Here is a 21,906-nt window from a genome sequence, read left to right on the forward strand (position 1 = left end):
CCGGCAGGAACAACAACCAAACGCCGGCAGGCAGCAGATTAAGCCAGCTTGGCCAGCAGCTTCATGAAAATGGCCGCCTCCTTGGCGGAAAGCGGCGCCAGCGTTTCCTGCGTAATCTCGCGGGCAAGCGGAATCAGCCGCTCGATCGCGTCGCGCCCCTCGGCCGTCAGACTGACCAGCAGGCGCCGTTTGTCGACTTCGTGTTTGCTAAGTTCGACAAAGCCACGCGCTTTCAGCCGGTCGATGACGCCCTTCACCGTCGCCGCATCCATGGCGATCAGGCTGCCAAGCTGGTTCTGCGAGGTCTCGCCGACGTCGCGCAATTTGGCCAGAGCGGCAAATTGCGGCGGCGTCAGATCGGCGATGTGTGCGGCGAAGATCGAGACATGGCGCTGATGCGCCTTGCGCAGGATGAAGCCGACCTGCTCCTGCAAGCGATAGTCGTTTTCGTCAGGCTCCTCGGCCTCGACCAGCTTGAGCAGATTGTCCTCGGCGCTCACCGCAGCCCATCCCATGCCTTGATGTCCTTGGCCGCCAGCCCGCCCATGCGGTCGTGCACGCGCGGGCCGCAGGTCATGGCGAGGCAAAACAGGATCTCGTCGGGACGCGGACCATCGCTGATGCCGATTTCCATGGCGTCGAAATGGCTGCGCACATAGGCGGCGTTGATGTGGCCGAGCGGCACATCGAGCCGCGCGCCGAAGGCGCCGACCTTCTTTGCCGACGGCACGATCGCCTTGGCATCGCCGAGCCGCTCGCGCATGGCATAGCCGCCCGGCACATGCCACAGCGCGCCATGCTCCAGCTCGCCCGCCATGCCGACGATGGCGCCCTTGCCGTAGCCGTCGATCTGTTTGACGTCGCCGCCCAGTGCGGCAATGAGCCTGTCGGAGAGCAGCAGCCCGAGCGGCTTCAGATCCTCCATGGCACTCTGCAGTTCCTCGACGTAACGGCCGGCGAACGGGTTCTTCATCACAGCCATGGCCGCGGCGCGGCGCCGCGGCACCTTCGCCACCGGCCCACCTTCGTGAAAAATCTCTTCGGTCAGCACGGCGATCTTGCGGATCGGAAACTCAGGCATGAGCAATTTCCCTCTCTAAAGCTTTATTGGCGAGCGCCATCGGACCTGCGATGCGCGCCTGACCGCCGAGGAAAAGCGCCGCGGCGGCAATCAGGCCGCGCCGCCGAAACTCCTCGGCAACGGCAAATCCGCCTTCCAGCGCAATAGCGATTTCAGCGGCGGAAAGCGGCCCCACGCCCTGCGTCACCAAACGGTCGCCGAGATCGCTGTCAGGTGCGAGATCGCGCGCCCGTACGCGCCTAACGGCCGGATGATCGGGCAGGTCGACGGCGTTGGCGATCAAGGTCGCGGCGGCATCGGCTTCAGCACCCGTTCGCGCCAGCACCGTGACGGCGTCGGCGATGCCCAGCGAAAAGGAGCGGCCGCGCCAGCCGCTGGTCGCGACGCCGCGGATCCCGTCTTCGGCGCGGATCGTGAGACGATCCGCCAACCCATGACCTGTCCCGGCAATGGCAAGCGTCATCGACTGGCCGTTGCCCAGATGGATCGCGCTGTCGCCGCCATTGTTGACATAGGCGCGATCGAGCCGGCGGCCGGCAAGCAGCGCGCCAAGCACTTCGTCGGCTACCGAGCCGGCGACGGCCGCCATTGGTGTGATGAATTGTTTCGCTAGCGGAACGACCGCCGCTTCCATGCGGCGCGCCGTCGGGCCAGCGAAAGCCCGTGGCCGCGAGGCGGCCGGGCAGCGCAGTTCGGGCAACTCTTCGACCAGCTCGGGCAGGATCGTCTGGAAGCGCGCCACTGTCTGGCGATAGGCGGCGCGGCATTCGCTTGCCTCGCCGAAGGCCTCGACGATCAGATCGATCGGCCCATGATTGAGGTGAAGCCGCCGGCCGTCCTCGAGCCAATGCGCCTGCGGGCCGTTCATCACCCGGCCCCGTTTACGGCCGCGCGACGCAACTGCGCCAGCGGCGGCCAGGGATTGTCGCCGGGTGCGGCCGTGCCGCGGCGCGGGTTGAGATACTCGCCGCCCTTAGCCAGGATATCATCGACGCTGCGGATTTCGGCTTCGTAGCCGCCGAGCCTGACATAATCGTCGCGGCGCATGGTGAACTCGATCGGCGCCACCAGCGCCGGCGTCGGCACATAGCCGAAGGCGCCTTCCGGCACGCGGGTGACGTCGACCATCAGCGTGATGCCGCCGCCCGGCCAGACATAGACCGGCGCGCCGCCGACCGTCACATAGGTCTTGAGGCCCTGCACCGAGCGGGTCAGATTGACCGGGTTCTCGGTGACGCCGGCGCGCAGCGAGCCGCCGGCGCCGCCGACGAAAAGCACGGTGCTGAGCGCCGGCTCGCAATTGTCCTCGATCAGTTCAACCGACTTCCGCAGCCGCTCCGGGAAGGGTTTCTGCACCGGCTTCAATTCATCGTCGAGCTCGTAATAGGCGAATTGCTCGCCGGTGGTCGAGACCATCAGCAGCGACATGCCGGGGCGCGCACCCTTTTTGGCGTTCCATTCACCAAGGATCGACAGCGGGTCGGAAATGCTGGTGCCGCCCCAGCCGAGGCCGGGCTCCGATACCTTGAAATAACGGCCCGGTGTAGAACGGCGGCCGATGATCTTGATGCCGGTGTCCTGCCAGCCAAGCACCTTGCCGGCCTGATGCTCGGAGACGACGCCGGTGATGTGGTCGTCGACCACCACCACCTCGTCGACAAGGCCGCGCCATTGGGTGGCGAACATGCCTATGGTGGCCGAACCGCAGCCGACGCGCATGCGCTGCTCGAGTTTGCCGTCGATGACCGGCGGCTTGCCGGCTTCGACGATGACGGTGGCGCCGCCGTCGATGACGAGCTCGACCGGATTGCGGTTGCACAGGCTGAGCATGGCGTCACAGGTGGCGCGCCCTTCAGCCTTCGAGCCGCCGGTCAAATGATGCACGCCGCCCAGCGACAGCATCTGCGAGCCGTATTCGCCGGTGGTAACATGGCCGATCGCTTCGCCTTGGGCACGGACCGTTGCCGTTTCGGGGCCGATATGACGGTCGGTGTCGATCTTCACCTTGACGCCGCAATAGGAGAAGATGCCCTCGGTGACGACGGTGACCAGATCGACGCCTTCAACCTCCTGGCTGACGATGAAGGGCGCCGGCTTGTAATCGGGATAGGTGGTGCCGGCGCCGATGGCGGTGACGAAGCGGCGGCCGGTGTTGACCAGTTCCCCGTCCCAGCCCTTGCCTTCCTCGGCAAAGGGCACGACCGCGCCGCCTGTCTCGGCCGCGTGGTCGAGGATGGTCAGCGGATCCATCCGTACGATCCTGCCGTCGACATTGCCGTAGCGATCGCAGGCGCCGGTGCGGCCATCGGCGATGTAGCACATGACCGGACAGGCATCGCAGCGGATCTTCTCCGCCACCAGCTTCTCGCCGGGATCGTGTGTCTCGAAGCGTTCGGCAAGCTCGCTCATCGGCGCGCCTCCTTGTCGAGGATGGCGGCGCGGATGCGGGTCGGCGTCGCCGGAATTTTGGTGACCACCACACCGGCGGCATGGCGTATGGCGTTGAGGATCGCCGGCGCCGTCGGGATCAGCACATGCTCGCCCAAACCCTTGGCCCCGAAGGGTCCTTCCGGGTCCGGAACTTCTATCAGGATCGTCTCGATCGGTGGCACGTCGCCGATCGTCGGGATCAGATAATCGTGCAGGTTTTCGGTGCGGCCGGGGATGTATTCTTCCATCAGCGCCATGCCGATGCCCTGGGCGATGCCACCCTCGATCTGGCCCTCTGCCAGCAAAGGGTTGATGGCCTTGCCGACATCGTGCGCGGCGGTGATTTTTATCAGCTTCACCGTGCCGAGCCTGAGGTCGACCTCTAGTTCGGCGATCTGGGCGCCATAGCCATAGACGGCGTAAGGCTTGCCCTGACCTTTTGCATCGAGCGGCTGCGTCGGCGGGTCGTAGCTTTCCTCGGCGCGGAAGACGAAGCCATCGGCGTCTGCCTTCAGCGAGGAAAGATCGATGCGGCGCGTCGCTTCGCCTTCCCCGATGCTCAGGCTTGTGCCATCCAGCGCAATCGCCGCCTTTTCCGAGACATTGGCGAAACGCAAGATCTCCTCGCGCAAGGCACGGCCGGCCTTTTCGGCGGCCTTGCCGGTGACGAAGGTCTGGCGCGAGGCCGAGGTCTTGCCGGCGTCGGGGGTGATCGCCGTGTCGGCGCCTTTCAGCCGGAGCTTTTCAAGCGGAAGACCCAACGCGTCGGCGCAGATCTGCGCGATGACAGTGTTCGAACCTTGCCCGATATCGACGGCGCCCTGATGCAGGACGACTTCGCCCGATACCGAGATGCCGACCTTGATGGTCGATGGATTGGGCAGCGAGGTGTTGCCGCAGCCGTACCAGCAAGAGGCCACGCCGACGCCGCGTTTTTTGATGCTGTTACCGGCATTGAACGCTTCGGCATCGCGAAGGGCACGCTGCCACTGTGGGCGGAGGGCCTCCAGGCAGTCGGCGATGCCGACGCCCGACTCGAGCCGCTGCCCGGTAACTGTTTCGGATCCGTTCCGAAGGCAGTTGTTCAGGCGAAAGTCGAGCCGGTCCATGCCGAGCTTGTCGGCCAATTCGTCATAGAGGGTCTCCTGCATGATCGTCGCCTGCGGCACCCCGAAGCCGCGAAAGGCGCCGGCAATCGGGCCATTGGTGTGGATGGCGCGGCCTTCGGCGCGATAGTTCGGCGTCGCATAGGGGCCGGAGGCGTGCACCGGCACGCGATTGGCGACCGTCGGGCCCCAGCTGGCATAGGCGCCGGTGTTGAAATCGCCGGTGAAGACCATGCCGGTGATGCGGCCGTCGGCATCGGCGCCGATGCTCGCTCTCATCCGAGCGGGATGGCGCTTGGTGGTCGAGATCATCGATTCGTTGCGGCTGTAGGCGAGCGCCGCCGGCCGGCCGGTTTTCATGGCGATGAGGCCGATGAGCGGTTGCAGCGAGACGTCGAGCTTGGAGCCGAAGCCGCCGCCGGTGGCGGTCGGTACGATGCGCACCTTTTCCGGGGCAAGGCCGAGCACTTTTGCCGTGTCGTCACGGTCCATATAGGGCGCCTGCGTGCAGGCGACGACGACCAGCGTGTCGCCGTCCATGAAGGCATAGCCGGCTTCCGGTTCGATATAGGCGTGCTCGACATAAGAGGTGTCGATGGCGCCGGAAACGACGAAAGCCGCACCGGCAAGCGCGGCCTCCGGGTCGCCACGCTCGACGAAGCCGGAGGTGAGCAGGTTCGACGGCCGGTTTTCATGGACCAGTGGCGCACCGCCGGCCCGTGCTTCGCCAGTTTCCAGAAAATGCGGCAATTCGGTCCAACTGACCGGAAAATCGGCAAGGTCGAGATCGAGGATAGCCTCGCATTCGCCGGCAACCAGCGCCACCGCCTCGCCGCGAAAGCGCGAAAACCCTTCAGCCAGCGCCGGCTGGTCGGCGAAGGGCGCGATGACGCCGAAACAATTCTTTCCCGGAATATCGGCGGCGGTGAAGACGCCGGCAATGCCGGGACGGGATTTCACCCAGCCATCGAGATCGCCGAAGCTGAAGGCCGCATGATAATGCGGCGAGCGGACCACCAGCACCGACAATGCATCCATGGGGAAGGAATCGCCGCCGAACTTTTCGCTGCCGGTGACTTTCGGCACGCCATCGAGGCGGATCGGAGAGGAGCCGACGGCATGGCCGGACAATGGCATGCGCTGATCGAGACCATCGGCATAGCGCCAAGCATCCATCACCGCGGCGACGATCTTGCGGTAGCCGGTACAGCGGCAGAGCACGCCGCCCAGCGCATCCTGCGTTTCGGCCTCGCTCGGGCAAGGCGTCCTGTCCAGGAGCGCCGTTGCCGCGACCAGCAGGCCGGGCGTGCAGGCGCCGCATTGTGCTGCGCCATGGCTGAGGAACGAGGCCTGCAGCGCCGACAGCCGGCCATTGCCGAGACCTTCGACGGTCGTCACCACGGTGCCGGAGGCGGAAGCGGCGGGCATCAGGCAAGCGCAGACCGGCTCACCGTCGACCAGCACCGTGCAGGCGCCGCAATCGCCGGCATCGCAGCCGATCTTGGTGCCGGTCAGCCGCAGCTCGTCGCGCAGCACCGCGGACAGCCGTCGCACCGGCGGCACGCAAACGCTAACGGCGGCGCCGTTGACCTCGAAGGCGATGTCGGCGCGCTCCATGCCCATCAGGCTGCCGCCCTTTCGTCGGGAATAGCGCCCACCGCACCAAGCACGGCGCGGGCGACGATCTCGCGCGCCGCATCCAGCCGGTATTCGGCGCTGCCGCGCACATCGGCAATCGGCGACAGCTCGTCCATTGGCGCGGATTGGATTGCAGTGGCCAACGCTTGGCCGACGGGCCGGCCGCGCAGCGCCGCCTCGACACCCGCCAGGCGCCTGGCGACGACCGAGCAGGACCCGACGGCGACGGCCGCGTTCCTGACGATACCATCTTCGACGGCCAGGCGTGCGGCGGCCATGGCGATGGAGATGACGAGATAACGCCGCGCGCCGAGTTTCACGAAGGCGGAGCCACCGGCGGTCGCAGGTTTTGGAATACGGATTGCCGTCACCATTTCGCCGGACAGCAGAGCGGTGCGACGGTTGCCGAGGATGAATTCTGCAAGGGGCAGATGCCGGGTCGCCACCGCGGAACGCAGTTCCACTTCGGCATCGAGCACCAGCAGCGCCGGCACACCGTCGGCGGCCGGCGAGGCATTGCAGAGATTGCCGGCAATCGAGGCAGTGTTCTGGATCTGCACCGAGCCGACTTCCCGCGCCGCCTGCTTCAGCGCGTCGAAAGCCGCCGGCAGCGGATGGCGGACGAGATCGGTCCAGGTGGTGCGCGCGCCGACGAGCCAATGGTTTTCGGCTTCGGCAACGCCGCGCAATGCCGCCAAGCCATTGATATCGAGGACATTGTCGCGGAAAGGCTTGCTGCCCTGTGCCGGATAGAAGTCGGTGCCGCCGGCGAGGATGCGCCATTGCCCTTCGCCCAGCAAAGCGAGGGCGTCGTCGACCGTGGTGGGTTTTGCGTAACGGATCACGCTTTGCCTTCCCAGAATGGGCTTCCCGAGAGGGGATCCTGCCGAAAGACTTTCCCGAGCATTCAAGGCAGGAAATTCATTCGTATGCAAATGATATCAAGCCGGCAGGAATTGTCAAAGCCAGAGTTTGCACGACTGTTGGCACCGATGCGCCCGGAACGCATTTGTTATGCCGTGAGAGGTTGACGCAGCCGGCCATCTGGTCAAGTTTCTGCGTCCGGTCGCGTTTTCATTGGAGCCTAAGCTCAAGACCAAGAAAATAAGGAGGCTCCATGGCCGACGAAGCGCTTGTCGTCATCGACCTGCAGAACGATTTCTGCCCGGGTGGCGCCCTGGAAGTGGCCGGTGGCGACGAAATCGTGCCGTTGGTCAATGACCTAATCCGGCGGACCGAGCACGTCCTGCTGACGCAGGACTGGCACCCTGCCGGCCATTCGAGCTTTGCCTCCAGCCACCCCGGCAAGCAACCGTTCGAAACGATCGATGTGCCTTATGGCCACCAGACGCTGTGGCCGGATCACTGCATCCAGGGTAGCCTGGGATCGGATTTCCATTCGGGCCTCGCCTGGAGCAAGGCCGAGCTGGTGATCCGCAAGGGGTTCCGGCCTGCGATCGACAGCTATTCGGCATTCTTCGAGAACGACCGGACGACGCCGACCGGCCTTGCCGGCTATCTCCGGGATCGGAACATCGAGACGCTGACCCTGGTCGGCCTGGCGACGGATTTCTGCGTCGCCTTTTCGGCGCTAGACGCGGTCAAGCTCGGTTTTGAGACGTCCGTGCGGCTCGACGCCTGCCGCGGCATCGATCTCAACGGCTCCGTGGAGAGGATGCTGGGCCGGATGCGCGATGCCGGCGTGGCACTGATTTGAACGTCATCCAGCCGAAGCTGACAGACTTTTGAGGGGCTTCATGCGGTTTGCGGCGTTGACGGCAAGTGCTGCACTTATTGCCGCAATCCTTTCTCCGGGAGCGGTTCTTGCGGCCGAAGCGCACGAATTGCCGGGCGCCGCCATGTCGCTGTGGTGGGTGCTGCCGTTTGCCGGGCTGTTGCTTTGCATCGCGACCGGCCCGTTGCTCTTCCATCATGCCTGGGAGCACCATTACGGCAAGATCGCTGCCTTCTGGGCAGCGTTGGTGATCGGGCCGCTGGCGCTCGCCTTCGGCATCCCGTCGGCCACGCAGGCGGTGCTCCATGCGCTGCTCACCGAATACATGTCGTTCATCATCCTGCTGTTTGCGCTGTTCACCATTTCGGGCGGCATCTTCGTTGCCGGCAACATACACGGCACGCCGCTGGTCAATGCCGGGCTGTTGCTGGGCGGGGCTGTGCTTGCCTCGATCATTGGCACAACCGGCGCCTCGATGATCCTGATCCGGCCGCTCATCCGCGCAAACGACAACCGGCGCTTCAACGCCCATGTCGTCATCTTCTTCATCTTCCTGGTGTCCAACATCGGGGGGTCGCTGACGCCGCTGGGCGATCCGCCGCTGTTCGTCGGCTTTCTGCGCGGCGTCGATTTCTTCTGGACGACAGTTCACCTGTTGCCCGAGACGCTGTTCGTCGCCTGCGTGGTGCTGGTGGTTTTCCTGGCGATCGACATCATCATGCATCACCGGGAGGAAGGCGCGCCGAAGATCAAGGATCCGACGCCCGACAGCAAGGTGCGCATTCGCGGCCTGGCCAACATCCCGCTACTGGCAGGGGTGATCGCCGCGATCCTGATTTCCGCTGCCTGGAAGCCGGGAGTGAGTTTCTCTTTTCAGGGCGTCAGCCTCGAGCTGCAGAATCTGGTGCGCGACGCCGCCATCCTGATACTGGCCTTCACGTCGCTTGTCGTCTCGCCGAAGGAGTTTCGCGGCGCAAACGCCTTCAACTGGGGGCCGATCGCCGAGGTGGCGAAACTGTTCGCCAGCATCTTCATCAGCATCGTGCCGGTCGTCGCCATATTGCGGGCCGGCCTCGACGGCGCGCTGGCGCCGTTGGTGCTGCTGGTCAGTTCGCCGACCGGCGCGCCCGACAACCTTGCCTATTTCTGGCTGACCGGGGCGCTGTCGTCCTTCCTCGACAATGCGCCGACCTATCTGGTGTTCTTCGAGCTAGCGGGCGGCGATGCGCAGCATCTGATGACCGAGCTCGCCTCGACGCTGGCGGCGATCTCGGCCGGCGCGGTATTCATGGGCGCCAACACCTATGTCGGCAATGCGCCGAATTTCATGGTCTATGCCATTGCCCGGCATCGCGGCATCAAGATGCCGAGCTTCTTTGGCTACATGGCGTGGTCAGGCGCCGTGCTGATCCCGACTTTCCTGCTCGCCGGCTTGCTGTTCTTTGCCTGATCAGCCGACGCCGACATAGCGACGGACCGCGGAGGGATCGGCACGCAGTTCCTCGACATCGACCGTCTCGCGGTTGCGGCCGTTTTCGATGAAGCAAACGCGGTCTGCAACCGACAGAACAGCATCGACGCGCTGCTCGACAAGAATCGTCGACACGCCAAGCGCACGCAGTTTCGACACGGTTTCGCGGATCTTGGCGATCATCGACGGCATCAGCCCTTCGGTCGGCTCGTCGAGCAGGAGCACCTGCGGTTCCAGACACAGGGCGCGGGCCATGGCCAGCATCTGCTGCTCGCCGCCGGACAGCGTGCCGGAACGCTGCCTGAGGCGCTGGCGCAGCAGCGGGAAAAGATCGAGCACGTTTTCGCGGGTCGCCCTGCCCTTGTCGCGCGCCATCAGGCCGATCTCGATGTTTTCAGCCACCGTCATCTCGGCGAACAGCCGCCGGCCCTGCGGCACGTAGGCGACGCCGGCCTTGGGCACCTCGTGCGCCGGCAGGCCGGTCAATTCCCGCCCTTCGAGCCGTATCGAGCCGGCGCTTGCCGGCACCAGGCCCATGATCGCCTTCAGCGTCGTCGTCTTGCCGGCGCCGTTGCGGCCGAACAGGCAGAGCACCTCGCCCTCGTTCAACACGAGATCGAGGCCATAGAGCACCTGGACCTCGCCATAGAAGCAATCAAGCCCGGAGATCGTCAGTGCCTTGGACTGGGCCTCAGCCATGGGTGGTCCCCAGATAGGCGTCCTGCACCGCGGCATTGGCGCGGATCTGCTCGGGGGTGCCTTCAGCTAAAATCCTGCCGGCGTTGAAGACGGTGATGCGGTCGGCGAGCTGCATGACCACCGGCATGTTGTGCTCGATCAAAAGCACGGTGGCGCTATCGGCGATCTCGCGCACCAGCTCGATGAAATTGTCGATCTCGCTGTCGGCCAGCCCTTGCGTCGGTTCGTCGAGGATCAGCAGCCGCGGCTTCAGTGCCAGCCCCATCGCCACTTCCAGCAACCGCTGGTGACCGTAGGACAATTGCCCGGCCGGTATTTGCGCCCGATCGGCAAGGCCGGTGCGCTCGAGCGCCGCCATGACGCCGACGTGAACAGCACCCTTCGAGCGGCCGTCGGTCAGCGTGCGCTGCACCGGCAGGGCAATATTGTCGTAGGCGCTGAGATTGGCAAAGACGCTGGTGATCTGGAAGGTGTAGGCGATGCCAAGGCGAACTCTGGCGTAGGCCGGCAGATTGGTGATGTCGGCGCCGTCGAAGACGATCGTGCCCGACGAGGGCTGGATGCGGCCGCTGACCAGGCTGACGAAGGTGGTCTTGCCGGCACCGTTCGGGCCGATGACGGCGCGGATCTCGCCCGGCATCAGCGCGAAGTCGACGCCGTCGACGGCGCGCAAGCCGCCGAAACTGCGGGACAGGCCTTTGGTCGTCAAAAGCGGCATCATGGCAACCACCCGAGCCAGCGCTGGCGGATGCTGCCGAGAATGCCCCTAGGGAAGAACAGCACCAGCAGGATCAGCGCAATGCCGACGATCAGCAGATAGGCCGAGGTGTAGCCGCTGGCGACGTCGATGACGTAATACATGAACAGCGTGCCGATCAGCGGCCCGAGCGTGGTGGCGGCGCCGCCCAGCAGCACCCAGAGTAGCGGCAGGATGGAATATTGCACCGAGGCGAAGCTCGAGCCGACATAGCCGAACAGCAGCGCATAGGCCGCGCCGGAAGCCGCGCAGATGCTGCCTGAGATGACGACGGCCGCGAGCTTGTTGGAAAATGTATCGTAGCCGAGCATCTTGGTCCGCTCTTCGTTCTCGCGGATGGCGACCAGCACGCGACCGTAGCCGGAGCGGACTATCGCCAGGCTTATAAGCAACACGATCGAGAACAGTCCCAGCGCGCTCATATAGCGCACGGTCGGGTTGGTGAGGTCGAGCGACGTGCCGCCCAGGACAAGGACCCGCATCGCCTGCGGTACGACCATGCCCTGGTCGCCACCGGTCCAGGCAGCGAGATAGAGGATGACGAGATAGAATACCTGCGCGAACATCATGGTGACGATCATGAAGGCGACGCCGGAGGTGCGCAGCGCCAGCAGCCCGATCACCAGCGCAAGCAGCGCGCCGCAGGCAAACCCGGCTGCGAAGGCGGCCGGCACGCTCCAGCCGAGATGGATGACGGCAAGGCCGGCGCCATAGAGCCCGGCTGAAAAGAACATGGCATGGCCGAGGCTGAGCAGCCCGACATAGCCGAACAGCAGATTGTAGCCCATGGCGAAGACCGCCAGCACCATGATGCGGGCGAGCAGGCCGTGATGGTATTCCGGCAGGATGAAGCTAAGCCCGAAAAGCAGGGCGATGACGCCGAGATGCAGCGCATATGGCTTTGCCGGCGAAGCATCCTTCATCGCGACGTCGTCCCGAACAGGCCCTGCGGCCGGAACACCAGCACCATGGCGACGAGCAAGGTGGCGATGATCTTGGCCAGCGTCGGTGAGAAGAACACCGAGATGATGCCGTCGGAAAGGCCGATCAGCACCGCGGCGACCACCGTGCCGCGCAACGAACCAAGGCCGCCGATGATGACGACGATGAACGAGAGCAGCAGCGGATCCTGCCCCATCAGATAATGCGCCTGGCTGATCGGCACGATCAGCACCGCGGCCACAGAAGCCAGCATGGCGCCGAGCGCGAAGACGCCGGCATAGACAGTGATCACCGGAATGCCGAAGGCCTGCGCCGTCTCGCTGTCATATTGCGTGGCGCGCATGATGAGGCCGATTTTCGTGCGCGTCAGCACCAGCCAGGTCGCGACCAGCAGCAGCGCCGACGCGGCGATGATCGACAGCTTGTAGCCGGAATAGCCGAACCACGGCAGGAGGATGCGGTAGCTGAACGGCGGCTCCACCGGCCGCGCCTCCGGGCCGTAGAAGGTCAGCGCCAGTTGCTGGATGATGTAGAGCATGCCGATGGTGGCGACGATGGTGGCTTCCGGATTGTAGTTGAGCCGGCGCAGGACCAGCCGTTCGGCGAGCAATGCGATCAGGCCGACGATCAGCGGCGCCAGCACCAGGGCGGCCAGGAAGCCGAGCGCCGGATGGCCGGATATCGCCGTAGAGATCGCCCAGGCAAGCACCGCGCCCAGCATGAAGAACTCGCCATGCGCGACATTGACGATGCGCATGACGCCGAACACCAGCGACAGGCCAAGCGCCGTCAGCGCCAGGACGGCGGAGGTGACGAGGCCTTCGAGGGCGGCGAGGAGCAGGTGAGGTCCGAAGTGCATCGGCTAAGCACCGGCGGATGCGCGAAGCACCCCCCTCTGGCCAGAGGGGGGTGTCTTGGCGCTCACGCTTGCTGCAGCAGCCAAGCTCACAGCGCCTGCGTGGTGTAATCCCCTTCCGGCTCGTAGAGGCCGTCCTCGATCTTGGTCTTGTGGACGACATTCAGCCGGCCGCCTTCAACCTTGGAGATGTTCTGGATACCAAAACACTGGTGGATCTTGCCGTTGAAGGTTTTCGGTCCCTGCGGATGCTCAGGCCCCTCGGCGAACTCGGTCAACGCCTCGGTCGCCTCGACCAGCTTGGCGCGGTCTTCCGGGCCCTTGTAGCCGGCATCCTCCATCGCCTTCTTGACGACGTAGAGCGTTTCCCAGCAGCCGAACATATGCGCGGCGGTGGAGACGTCCTTGGGATCGCCGACGGCGGCACCATTGTCGTCGATGCCGACAGCGGCGCGGTAGGCCTTCTGCGCAGGGGAGTCATCGGGCTGCGCATAACGCGGCGAACCTTCCCAGAAATGGCTGCCGTCGAGGAATTCGAGGCCGGGGCTGTTGATGTCGGTGGCTTCGAGCGAATCGATGAACCCGAACAGCTGCGGCCGATTGGAGCCGTAGAACTCGCCGAGCTCCTTGACGAAGGTGAGCACCGCCGGGCCGACCATGACGTGGTAGATCACCTCGGTCTCTGCGGGGATCTGCGGGAAATATTTGGTGAAGGAGGATTCCGTCGGCGGAATGGCGATCTGGGCGATAACCTCGGCGCCTTGCGCCTTCAGCGCCGGCGGAAGGTAGTCGCGATGATCGTAGCCGAAGGCGAAATCGGGGAATATCTGCGTCACCTTCTTGCCGGCGTTGGCGGCAATCCACGGCGCCATCGACTGGATCTGGCTCTTCACGTCGGTGATGCCGGGCTGGAAGACGTAGCGGTTCAACTTGGTCGAGGCGACGTGGTGGCCTTCGCTAACGACGAAATAGGGCATCTTGGCCTCTCCGGCGGCCGGCGCCGAGCCGATGACGACATGCGAAAACAGCGTGCCGTAGACGATGTCGGTCTTGTGCTGGGAGGCGAACTTGCCGACGACTTCGGCGCCCCGGCCGGGATCGGTGCCGTCATCCTCGATGATCACCTCGACCGGCCGGCCGTTGATGCCGCCGGCATCGTTGATCGCCTTGATGGCAGCCGCCGTGGTCTTCTCGTACCAGCGGCCATAGGCGGCGCCGATGCCGGTGCGGTGCGACTGGAAGCCGATCTTGATCGGCGCCGAGCTCTGCGCCTGGCTGTAACGCACGAAACCCGGCGCGACGGCAAGACCGGCGCCGGCGGCAAGGCCCTTCAGCGCCGTGCGGCGGGTGAGAGCGGATCTGGAGAGATCGAAAAACCCATTCTTGTCAGTCACGGCAGTTCCCCTTGTTTTTGAGCTTTGACCAATGGCTGTAGCGAGGCGGGCCGCTCTTGTTAAGAGGGCCGAAAATTGCATGTGTACAAACTAAATCACCAAAGCTCTGACGTGGCAAGCCAGCTTTCCCCAAGGTTCGATTGACGGCCATCGCACCTCGTTCATCCGGCGCTCGGCGTCGCAAGCAGCCATAGGCCGAGGACGGTATAGGCGATCATCAGCACGGTGAGCGGGAACTGGCTGAGCGCGGCGCGAGCGGGAACGGGATGCAGCCGCCAGGCCAAGCCATGGGCGACAAGCACGGCAAACATGTGGCCGGCAATGATGACGCCGGCCTGGAGGTTCCACAGCCACCACGCCGAACCGGCGCCGGCGACAACGCCGGCTTCGATTGGCATGTCGGCGGTACCGAACAGGTTCCAGCCCAGCGCAAACGGGTCGGAGAGAGCGGCAATCGCATATTGGCCGTCGACCAGCAGCGCCGTCAGATAGTGCGCGAAGTGGTAGGCGAGCGCGATCGGCACAATCGACCAGACCAAAAGCCCGGCGGCGTGACCGAGCGAATGCTTGCTGCCGGCCAGATGGTGGCCAAGAAAGACAGCAAGCGCGAACACGGCCGCAAGCACGACAAAGCTCAGCACAAGGCCGAAACTGCCGATGCCGATCAAGGCGGTGCGTCCAGGAAACTCCAGCGGATTGATGCCGAACCAGCCTAGCCAGAAGAAGGTTTTCGACAGGCCGTCGAAGGACACCGACGACAGCGCAAGCAGCAGGAAAGCGACGCCGCTGAGCGGTAGCGGCGCGGCACCAAGCAGCTTGGCGCCCGGCCAGCAGAGTTTGAGCCGGCCGTCCTCGTTACGCTCGACGATGGCAAAGTGCGCTACCATGGAAAAGAACACGGTCAGGAACTCACCGCGCAGGCTCCAGTCGCGGTAGCCGAAGACCTGCATGGCGGCGAAGCTCAGCAGCGAGTAGACGCCGGCGGCCCAGGCCAGCCGCGCCGGATCGTCGGGCGCCGGGTCGATAAGCTCGAACCAGGCGAAGGCGAAGAACAGCACGAAAGCCGGCCAATAGCCGAGCCACTGGGGGAGCAGCTGCGGCTGCGTTCTGCCGGATTGGCGCGAGACGATGCGGCACGGCCCGTACCACGGGTTGGCCCACGACCAGAGATCGCCGGCGAGCCCCTGCAGCAGAGCCAGGCCAACCCAAAGCAGCGTCCAGATCGTCAGCGGCAGCGGGTTGGAAAGTGGGTCGCGGCTGCCGAACAGGCCGGCGGCGATCAGAATTGCAAAGCCGGCAAAGGATGTCAGGCTGACGATTGCGCGCGCGCCGTCGCCGAAGGTGAAAAGCGGCAGGCGTTTGCGCCAGAAGCGGTCGAGGGAGTCCGGCGGCAGTAGAGCCAGGATCAGGAAGCTGGCGGCAACGGCGAGCGCGCCGCCGGCGACGTAGTAGCCGGTGGGAAGGAGCAGGACGTGGCCGCGGTCGGAGGCGTGGGCGAAGGCGGGCGTGGGCAGGAATGCCAAGGAAGCGACGAGGCCGGGAAAGACTGACGAACGACAGCGCTCTACGGCACCCCCCTCTGTCCTGCCGGACATCTCCCCCTCAAGGGGGGAGATTGGCGGTTGAATCGGCCGGCGCTTTTCTTGCCTTGTTGAGGGTTGGCCAAAGCGGAGATGAGAGCCAATCTCCCCCCTTGAGGGGGAGATGTCCGGCAGGACAGCGGGGGGTGGGCGGGAACTCATGCTTTCCAAGAAATACTTCTTGTCGGCCCTCACACCTTCACCAGTTGCTCCACGCGATCCTTCTGGCCGAATATCCGCAGATAGCGCTCGATCTCTTTCTCGTCGCCTGTCGACTTGGCCGGATTGTCGGAAAGCTTGACCGCCGGCCTGCCGTTGGCTTCTGTGACCTTGCAGACGAGCGAGACGGCGTCGAGCCGGTTGGTCTCCGTCGGTGCACAGCCTTCGAAGTCGTTGGTCAGGTTGGTGCCCCAGCCGAAGGACATGCGCACCTTGCCGCGGAAGTGGCGGTAGGTCTCCTCGATGGTCTCGACCTCCAGCCCGTCGGAGAAGATGAGCAGCTTCTGCTTGGGGTCCTTACCCTTTTCGCGCCACCAGGAAATGATCTTCTCGCCGCCCTCGATCGGCGGCGCGCTGTCGGGGCGGAAACCGGTCCAGTCGGCGACCCAGTCCGGCGCATCGCGCAGGAACGCCGCGGTGCCGAAGGTGTCCGGCAGCACGATCAGCAAATTGCCGCCGTAGTAGCGCTGCCAGTCCTGCAGCACCTTATAGGGCGACTGTTTCAATTCCTTTTCCGAATTGGTGAGCGCGGCGAATACCATCGGTAGTTCATGCGCGTTGGTGCCGAGCGCTTCGAGGTCGTTGTCCATGGCGAGCAGCACGTTCGAGGTGCCGGTGAAGGCCTCGCCGATGCCCTCCTTCAACGCTTCGACGCACCAGCGCTGCCACAGGAAGGAATGGCGGCGGCGGGTGCCGAAATCCGAGATGCGGATGCCGGGCAGCGCCTTCAGCCGCTCGGTCTTGGCCCACATCTTGGCCTTGGCGCGGGCATAGAGCACGTCGAGCGCGAACGGTCCGAACGCCCGCATGGCCGCGCGAGATCGAAGTTCATTGACAATTGCCAGCGCCGGGATCTCCCACAGCGTCGTGTACATCCACGGACCGCTGAAGGCGAGTTCGTATTGGCCGTCGCGCTTGGAAAGCTCGTATTCGGGCAGCCGGAAATTTTCCAGCCAGGCGAGGAATTCCGGTTCGAAGATCTGCTTGCGGCCATAGAAGGTGTTGCCGCCGAGCCAGATCATCTCTTTCTTCGAGAAACGCAGCGTACGGGCATGGTCGAGTTGCTCGCGCAGCTCCGTCTCGTCAATCTCCTCGGCAAGGCGGACCGAGGTGGTCCGGTTGATCAGCGAGAAGGTGGTGTCGACCTTGGGATACATGCCCCAGATCATCTGCAGCATCAGAAGCTTGTAGAAATCGGTGTCCAGCAGGCTGCGGACGATCGGGTCGAGCTTCCAGGTGTGGTTGTAGACGCGCCGCGCTATATCGGTCTTTGCCATCGCTCAATGCCGCCTTCGCTGCTCGCTCTAGCTTTTTGTCTAGCGCAATTCCGGACGGAAAACCGCTGCGCACTTTTCCTGGAATTGCTCCAAATGCCTCTTAGCATTGAATTTTTGAAAGCGCCTCCCGCTTTGCGGACTGGCCCGACAAAAAGAAGCCCCTGCGGCAACCGGCGCCCGCGGTAGTGTCGACCTCAGGATGCGGTCTTGGCGCCGACCACCTTGAGCGCCGGACGCTTGCGGCGAATGCCGATGCGGCCTGCCACCGGCGCATCGGCGCGGCGGTCGGCCTGCTCTTTCTCGGCAAACAGCCAGTCGATGAACAATTGCACGATCGGCGCCGACCGCATCTCGTTGCGGCAGACGACATAGAAATCGTCGACCGCCGGCACGGAAAGGCTGAACGGGGCGACGAGCAGACCCCTGGCGAGCAGTCCGCTCGCGGTCACCGTGTCGCCGAGCGCCACGCCATGGCCGTGGACCGCGGCCTCGGTCGCCATGCGCGCGTCGCCAAGATGGTGGCGGCGGCCGCGCTCCAGGTCCAGCGCGTCAGCGGCGGCCAGCCAGGTGTGCCATTCGCGGCCATCGTCGCCATGCAGGAAGACGTGATCGGCGAGGTCGCGGACCGTCCGGATCGGGCGGTTGTTGATCAGCGTCGGACTGACCACCGGGAACAGTTCGAGACCCGACCATTTGCGCATCCAGCAATCGGTCCAGCTGCCGTCGCCATAGTGCACGCAGACATCGATATACGGGGCGCGGACGTCCTTGGCGTCATTGGATGGGATCAGCGTCAGCCTGATATCCGGATATTGCGAGGTGAAGCTGCCCAGCCGCGGGATCATCCATAGCAACAGCAGCGCCGGCACGCAGGATACCGACAGCGCGCCGGTGCTGGCCGGCCTCGTCATGCGCTGCGTGGCGGCGGCAATGCCGTCGAAGGCGGTCGACACCGCCGGCAGCAATTCGGCGCCGTGCGGCGTGAGCTTCACCCGCTGGCCGGCACGCTCGAACAGCTTGACACCCAACGATTGCTCGAGCGCTTTGATCTGATGGCTGATGGCGCCATGAGTGACGTTGAGCTCAGCCGCCGCCTTGGTCAGCGAGGCATGGCGCGCCGTCGCCTCGAAGGCGCGCAGCGGGTTGAGCGGGGGCAAACGCTTGGCCATTTGGAACCTAGGTTCTGTGAGATTTTCTCACAGCGAACACCCTAACAATATCAATTGATTTTTCAATGCAGCTACAGGACACTTTGCCTAGGCATTGCATCAAGACGTGAAATCTGCAGGCAGCCGACGGCTGCGGCTATCGAGGCCGCCGTCCGCGCGCTGCACCAGCCATGGAGGACCGACATGGGTTACGACCGCGGCAAGCTCGAAGCGTTGCGCCGCAAATATGGCGAGAGCCATGGCGGCGAAATGTTCGATCCGAAATTCCAGCGTGTCGCCGACAAGATCTTCTCCAAGACCGGGACGCGGCTGGCGCCTTATTCCGGCATCCCGACCTTCCTCGCGGCGCCCTATCGTGAAATCGCCGCCGACAATCCGGATTTCGGCGATCTTCAGGTGGCGATGATCGGTGTGCCTATGGATCTGGGCGTCACCAACCGGCCGGGCGCCCGTTTCGGGCCAAGGGCGCTGCGCGCCATCGAGCGCATCGGCCCCTACAATCATGTGCTGGAATGCGCGCCGACGCATCAGCTGAAGGTCGCCGACATTGGCGACGTGCCATTCCAGAGCCGCTACCGGCTGGAGACCAGCCATGACGACATCGAACGCCGCACCAACCAGATCGTCGACGCCGGCGTCCTGCCCTTGTCTGTCGGCGGCGACCATTCGATCAGCCACCCGATCCTGAAGGCTGTCGGCAAGAAGGCGCCGGTGGGCATGATCCATATCGACGCGCACTGCGATACCAGCGGCCTGTTCGACATGACCAAGTTCCACCATGGCGGGCCGTTCCGCAACGCGGTGCTGGACGGCGTGCTCGACCCGAGCCGCACCATCCAGATCGGCATTCGCGGCTCGGCCGAGTATCTGTGGGAGTTCACCTATGAGTCCGGCATGACCGTCGTGCATGCCGAAGAGGTGACCGGCCTCGGCATTCCCGCAATTATCGAGAAGGCGCGCAGGATAGTCGGCGACGGCCCGACCTATGTCTCGTTCGACATCGACAGCATCGATCCGGCCTTCGCGCCGGGCACCGGCACACCGGAAGTCGGCGGGCTGACGACGCGCGAAGTGCTCGAGCTGCTGCGCGGCCTGAAGGGACTCAACATCGTCGGCGGCGACGTCGTCGAGGTGGCACCGCAGTACGACGCGACCACCAACACGGCGCACGCCGGCGCGCAGGTGCTGTTCGAGATCCTCAGCCTGATGGTCTTCAGCCCGGCAATCACCGGCAAGGCGGGCTGACACGCTCGACCATGATCCCAAAAAGTGGGAACCGGTTTTCGGAGAAGATCATGGTCCACTAGAGAATCCAAAGGCGACCGCCGCGCTGGAGCCGGCGGTTGCACTCAAACAAACAAGCTTCCAGCAGGGGAATAAAAATGACACTTCACATGAAACTCAAATCATCCATCGCCGCCGTGCTGATGCTCGGCGCGACCGGCCTTGGTTTCACGACCCAGGCCGCCAATGCCGACGCGATCGACGACATCGCCAAGGCCGGCGCCATCAATGTCGGCATTTTTTCCGATTTCCCGCCCTTCTCCTCGGCCAGCGCCGACATGAGCATCAAGGGCTACGACATCGACGTGGCGCAATCCATCGCCGACCAGCTCAAGGTCAAGCTCAATCTGGTCAGCGTGACCGGCCAGAATCGCATTCCGTACCTGACCGACAAGCGCGTCGACCTGCTGATGAGCGTCGGCTACTCCAAGGAGCGTGAGCAGGTGATCGATTTCGCCGCCGCCTACGCACCCTACTACATCGCCGTCATCGGCCCGGCAGCACTTGCGGTCAAAGGCAAGGAAGACCTTGCCGACAAGTCGATCGCCGTCAATCGCGGCACGCTGGAGGACACCTCGCTGACCGAGGCAGCACCGGCCTCGGCCGACATCCGCCGTTTCGACAACTACAATTCCGTCATCCAGGCGTTCATCTCGGGCCAGACCCAGTTGATGGTCGTGGGCAACGATGTCGGCGCCCAGGTGCTCGCCCGTCAGGAGGCGCTGAAGCCGGAACAGAAATTCCAGCTTCTCACCTCGCCCTCGCATATCGGCCTCAACAAGAAGGAAGACCGCCTCAAGCAAGCGGTCAACGATGCGGTTGCCAAGATGCTGGCCGACGGCAGACTGGACGAAAGCTCGAAGACCTGGCTGAAGACACCGCTCGATCCCGCCAATCTCAAGGATTGACGGCCGGTGACCTATAGCCTCGACTTCGGCTGGCTTGCCGGGGCGACAGGGGCGATCGCGCGCGGCGCGGCCACGACGATCCTGTTGATCGCCGTGACCACGCTGGCGGGAACGTTGCTCAGCATCCTCGGCGCCGCAGGGCGGCGGAACGGCCCGCTCCTGCTCAAGCGGGCGATCGGCGTCTATGTCGAGGTGATCCGCAACACGCCTTTCCTGGTGCAGCTGTTCTTCATCTTCTTCGGGCTGCCCAGCATCGGCGTCAGGCTCGATCCGGTGCTGGCGGCCATGCTGGCGATGACGCTCAACATGGCGGCCTACACGATCGAGATCGTCGGCGCCGGGCTCGACGCGGTGCCGCCCGGGCAGACGGAAGCGGCACTGGCGCTTGGCCTCAGGCCGCGCCAGGTCTTCGTCAAGATCGTGCTGCCGCAGGCGCTCAAGGTGATCTATCCGGCGCTGACCAGCCAGATCGTCATCATGATGCTGGAATCCGCCGTGGTGTCGCAGATCGCGGTGCGCGAGCTGACCTATGAAGCCGACATGCTGCAGGCGCGCACGTTCCGGGCTTTCGAGACCTATTTCGTGGTGACGATGGTCTATCTCGTCCTGTCGATTGGGCTGCGCCGGCTGCTGGTCGGCGGCGGGCGCCGGCTTCTTGGAGCCGGCGTGTCATGATCGAATTCACCTTCTGGGACATTCTGCGCAACCTGCTGCTGGCGGCGCGCTGGACGGTGCTCTTGTCGTTGGCTGCCTTTGTCGGCGGCGCCGTGGTCGGCATGATCGTGCTGTTCTTCCGGATCGCCAAGAATAAATGGGCGCGCCGGTTTGCCTCCGGCTACATCGCGCTTTTCCAGGGCACGCCGCTGCTGATGCAGCTCTTCCTGATGTTCTTCGGCTTGCCGATGCTGGGCCTGCGCATCGAGCCGTGGACCGCGGCGGTGCTTGGCCTGACCTTCTTTGCCAGCGCCTATCTGGCCGAGATCTGGCGCGGCGGCGTCGATGCACTGCCGCGCGGCCAGTGGGATGCCGGCGCCAGCCTCGGCCTGCACTATCTGCAGGAACTGAGGCTGATCATCCTGCCGCAGGCATTTTCGATCACCCGTGCGCCGACCGTCGGCTTTCTGGTGCAGCTGATCAAGTCGACCGCATTGACCTCGATCATCGGTTTCGAGGAGCTGGTGAGGACATCCAACGCGATCAACAATGCGACCTTTGAACCGTTCAAAGTCTATGGGCTGGTAGCGCTGATCTTCTTCGTCATGTGCTTTCCGCTGACGCAATACGCACGTTCGCTCGAGCAGCGGGCGGCGGCCCGCTGAGCCGGGCGCATTTTGTTTGGGTCATTTGACGACGTTAGACT

At 64.4% G+C, this 21,906-nt stretch carries 20 protein-coding genes; 6 read left to right on the plus strand and 14 right to left on the minus strand.

The genetic code is table 11. From position 1 onward, the window contains the following. Window positions 1-38: 38 nt before the first annotated feature. The 6 genes from RQ479_RS20290 to RQ479_RS20315 are packed head-to-tail and all read right to left on the minus strand — an operon-like array spanning window position 39 to window position 7,100. Window positions 39-500, minus strand: coding sequence for a MarR family transcriptional regulator (locus tag RQ479_RS20290; RefSeq protein ID WP_352467810.1), 462 nt, complete (start codon window positions 498-500; stop codon window positions 39-41). Next, window positions 497-1,081 carry an amino acid synthesis family protein gene (locus tag RQ479_RS20295; protein ID WP_376702372.1) on the minus strand — a complete coding sequence of 195 codons (585 nt, stop codon included), beginning with the start codon at window positions 1,079-1,081 and terminating at the stop codon, window positions 497-499. Before RQ479_RS20295 ends, RQ479_RS20290 begins: the two co-directional genes overlap by 4 nt. Then, window positions 1,074-1,949 carry a UPF0280 family protein gene (locus tag RQ479_RS20300; protein ID WP_352467808.1) on the minus strand — a complete coding sequence of 292 codons (876 nt, stop codon included), beginning with the start codon at window positions 1,947-1,949 and terminating at the stop codon, window positions 1,074-1,076. The genes RQ479_RS20295 and RQ479_RS20300 overlap by 8 nt, the downstream gene beginning before the upstream one ends. Further along, entirely contained in the window at window positions 1,949-3,490 is a 1,542-nt protein-coding gene (locus RQ479_RS20305; protein ID WP_376702373.1) for a 6-hydroxynicotinate reductase, read from the minus strand. The genes RQ479_RS20300 and RQ479_RS20305 overlap by 1 nt, the downstream gene beginning before the upstream one ends. Continuing rightward, window positions 3,487-6,240, minus strand: a complete 2,754-nt coding sequence (locus RQ479_RS20310; RefSeq protein WP_376702374.1) for a molybdopterin-dependent oxidoreductase — start codon at window positions 6,238-6,240, stop codon at window positions 3,487-3,489. The genes RQ479_RS20305 and RQ479_RS20310 overlap by 4 nt, the downstream gene beginning before the upstream one ends. After that, the gene (locus tag RQ479_RS20315) at window positions 6,240-7,100 is read right to left on the minus strand and encodes an FAD binding domain-containing protein (protein ID WP_376702375.1); all 861 of its coding nucleotides are present in this window, start codon (window positions 7,098-7,100) and stop codon (window positions 6,240-6,242) included. The genes RQ479_RS20310 and RQ479_RS20315 overlap by 1 nt, the downstream gene beginning before the upstream one ends. A 272-nt stretch (window positions 7,101-7,372) precedes the next feature. Between RQ479_RS20315 and pncA the strand changes: the two genes are divergently transcribed. Then, window positions 7,373-7,972, plus strand: a complete 600-nt coding sequence (gene pncA, locus RQ479_RS20320; RefSeq protein ID WP_023718168.1) for a bifunctional nicotinamidase/pyrazinamidase — start codon at window positions 7,373-7,375, stop codon at window positions 7,970-7,972. A 40-nt stretch (window positions 7,973-8,012) separates the two neighbouring features. Further along, complete coding sequence (locus tag RQ479_RS20325; RefSeq protein ID WP_376702376.1) at window positions 8,013-9,440, plus strand: sodium:proton antiporter; 1,428 nt, start codon at window positions 8,013-8,015, stop codon at window positions 9,438-9,440. Here the strand turns inward: RQ479_RS20325 and RQ479_RS20330 are convergent, their stop codons facing one another. The 8 genes from RQ479_RS20330 to gcvA all read right to left on the minus strand — a co-directional run bounded on the left by RQ479_RS20330 (window position 9,441) and on the right by gcvA (window position 18,354). Beyond that, window positions 9,441-10,160 carry an ABC transporter ATP-binding protein gene (locus tag RQ479_RS20330; protein ID WP_352911851.1) on the minus strand — a complete coding sequence of 240 codons (720 nt, stop codon included), beginning with the start codon at window positions 10,158-10,160 and terminating at the stop codon, window positions 9,441-9,443. It lies immediately after the preceding gene. Continuing rightward, the gene (locus RQ479_RS20335) at window positions 10,153-10,881 is read right to left on the minus strand and encodes an ABC transporter ATP-binding protein (protein WP_376702377.1); all 729 of its coding nucleotides are present in this window, start codon (window positions 10,879-10,881) and stop codon (window positions 10,153-10,155) included. Before RQ479_RS20335 ends, RQ479_RS20330 begins: the two co-directional genes overlap by 8 nt. Then, window positions 10,878-11,840 (minus strand): branched-chain amino acid ABC transporter permease, encoded by a 963-nt coding sequence (locus RQ479_RS20340; protein ID WP_376702378.1) that lies wholly within the window; start codon window positions 11,838-11,840, stop codon window positions 10,878-10,880. The genes RQ479_RS20335 and RQ479_RS20340 overlap by 4 nt, the downstream gene beginning before the upstream one ends. Beyond that, the gene (locus RQ479_RS20345) at window positions 11,837-12,718 is read right to left on the minus strand and encodes a branched-chain amino acid ABC transporter permease (protein ID WP_376702379.1); all 882 of its coding nucleotides are present in this window, start codon (window positions 12,716-12,718) and stop codon (window positions 11,837-11,839) included. Before RQ479_RS20345 ends, RQ479_RS20340 begins: the two co-directional genes overlap by 4 nt. A gap of 86 nt (window positions 12,719-12,804) precedes the next feature. After that, window positions 12,805-14,109: an ABC transporter substrate-binding protein gene (locus RQ479_RS20350; protein ID WP_376702380.1), complete on the minus strand. Its 1,305-nt coding sequence runs from the start codon at window positions 14,107-14,109 to the stop codon at window positions 12,805-12,807. 161 nt (window positions 14,110-14,270) lie between these two features. Further along, entirely contained in the window at window positions 14,271-15,704 is a 1,434-nt protein-coding gene (locus tag RQ479_RS20355; RefSeq protein ID WP_376702381.1) for a hypothetical protein, read from the minus strand. 176 nt (window positions 15,705-15,880) lie between these two features. Continuing rightward, complete coding sequence (gene pncB / locus RQ479_RS20360) at window positions 15,881-17,185, minus strand: nicotinate phosphoribosyltransferase (RefSeq protein ID WP_376702382.1); 1,305 nt, start codon at window positions 17,183-17,185, stop codon at window positions 15,881-15,883. Window positions 17,186-17,379: 194 nt separating this feature from the next. Then, window positions 17,380-18,354, minus strand: coding sequence for a transcriptional regulator GcvA (gene gcvA / locus RQ479_RS20365; RefSeq protein WP_376702383.1), 975 nt, complete (start codon window positions 18,352-18,354; stop codon window positions 17,380-17,382). A gap of 183 nt (window positions 18,355-18,537) precedes the next feature. Here gcvA and speB point away from each other — a divergent pair, with 183 nt between their 5' ends. The 4 genes from speB (at window position 18,538) to RQ479_RS20385 (ending at window position 21,865) form a co-directional block, all read left to right on the plus strand. Continuing rightward, a complete protein-coding gene (speB, locus tag RQ479_RS20370) occupies window positions 18,538-19,599 on the plus strand; it encodes an agmatinase (protein WP_376702384.1) in 1,062 nt (353 codons plus the stop codon). Between the two features lie 137 nt (window positions 19,600-19,736). Continuing rightward, window positions 19,737-20,546, plus strand: a complete 810-nt coding sequence (locus RQ479_RS20375; protein WP_376702385.1) for a transporter substrate-binding domain-containing protein — start codon at window positions 19,737-19,739, stop codon at window positions 20,544-20,546. Between the two features lie 6 nt (window positions 20,547-20,552). Then, window positions 20,553-21,221 (plus strand): amino acid ABC transporter permease, encoded by a 669-nt coding sequence (locus RQ479_RS20380; RefSeq protein ID WP_376702386.1) that lies wholly within the window; start codon window positions 20,553-20,555, stop codon window positions 21,219-21,221. Next, window positions 21,218-21,865: an amino acid ABC transporter permease gene (locus RQ479_RS20385; protein ID WP_023722520.1), complete on the plus strand. Its 648-nt coding sequence runs from the start codon at window positions 21,218-21,220 to the stop codon at window positions 21,863-21,865. The genes RQ479_RS20380 and RQ479_RS20385 overlap by 4 nt, the downstream gene beginning before the upstream one ends. Window positions 21,866-21,906: the final 41 nt, after the last annotated feature.

The sequence above is a fragment of the Mesorhizobium sp. ISC25 genome (genome assembly GCF_042295465.1).
GTDB lineage: Bacteria > Pseudomonadota > Alphaproteobacteria > Rhizobiales > Rhizobiaceae > Mesorhizobium.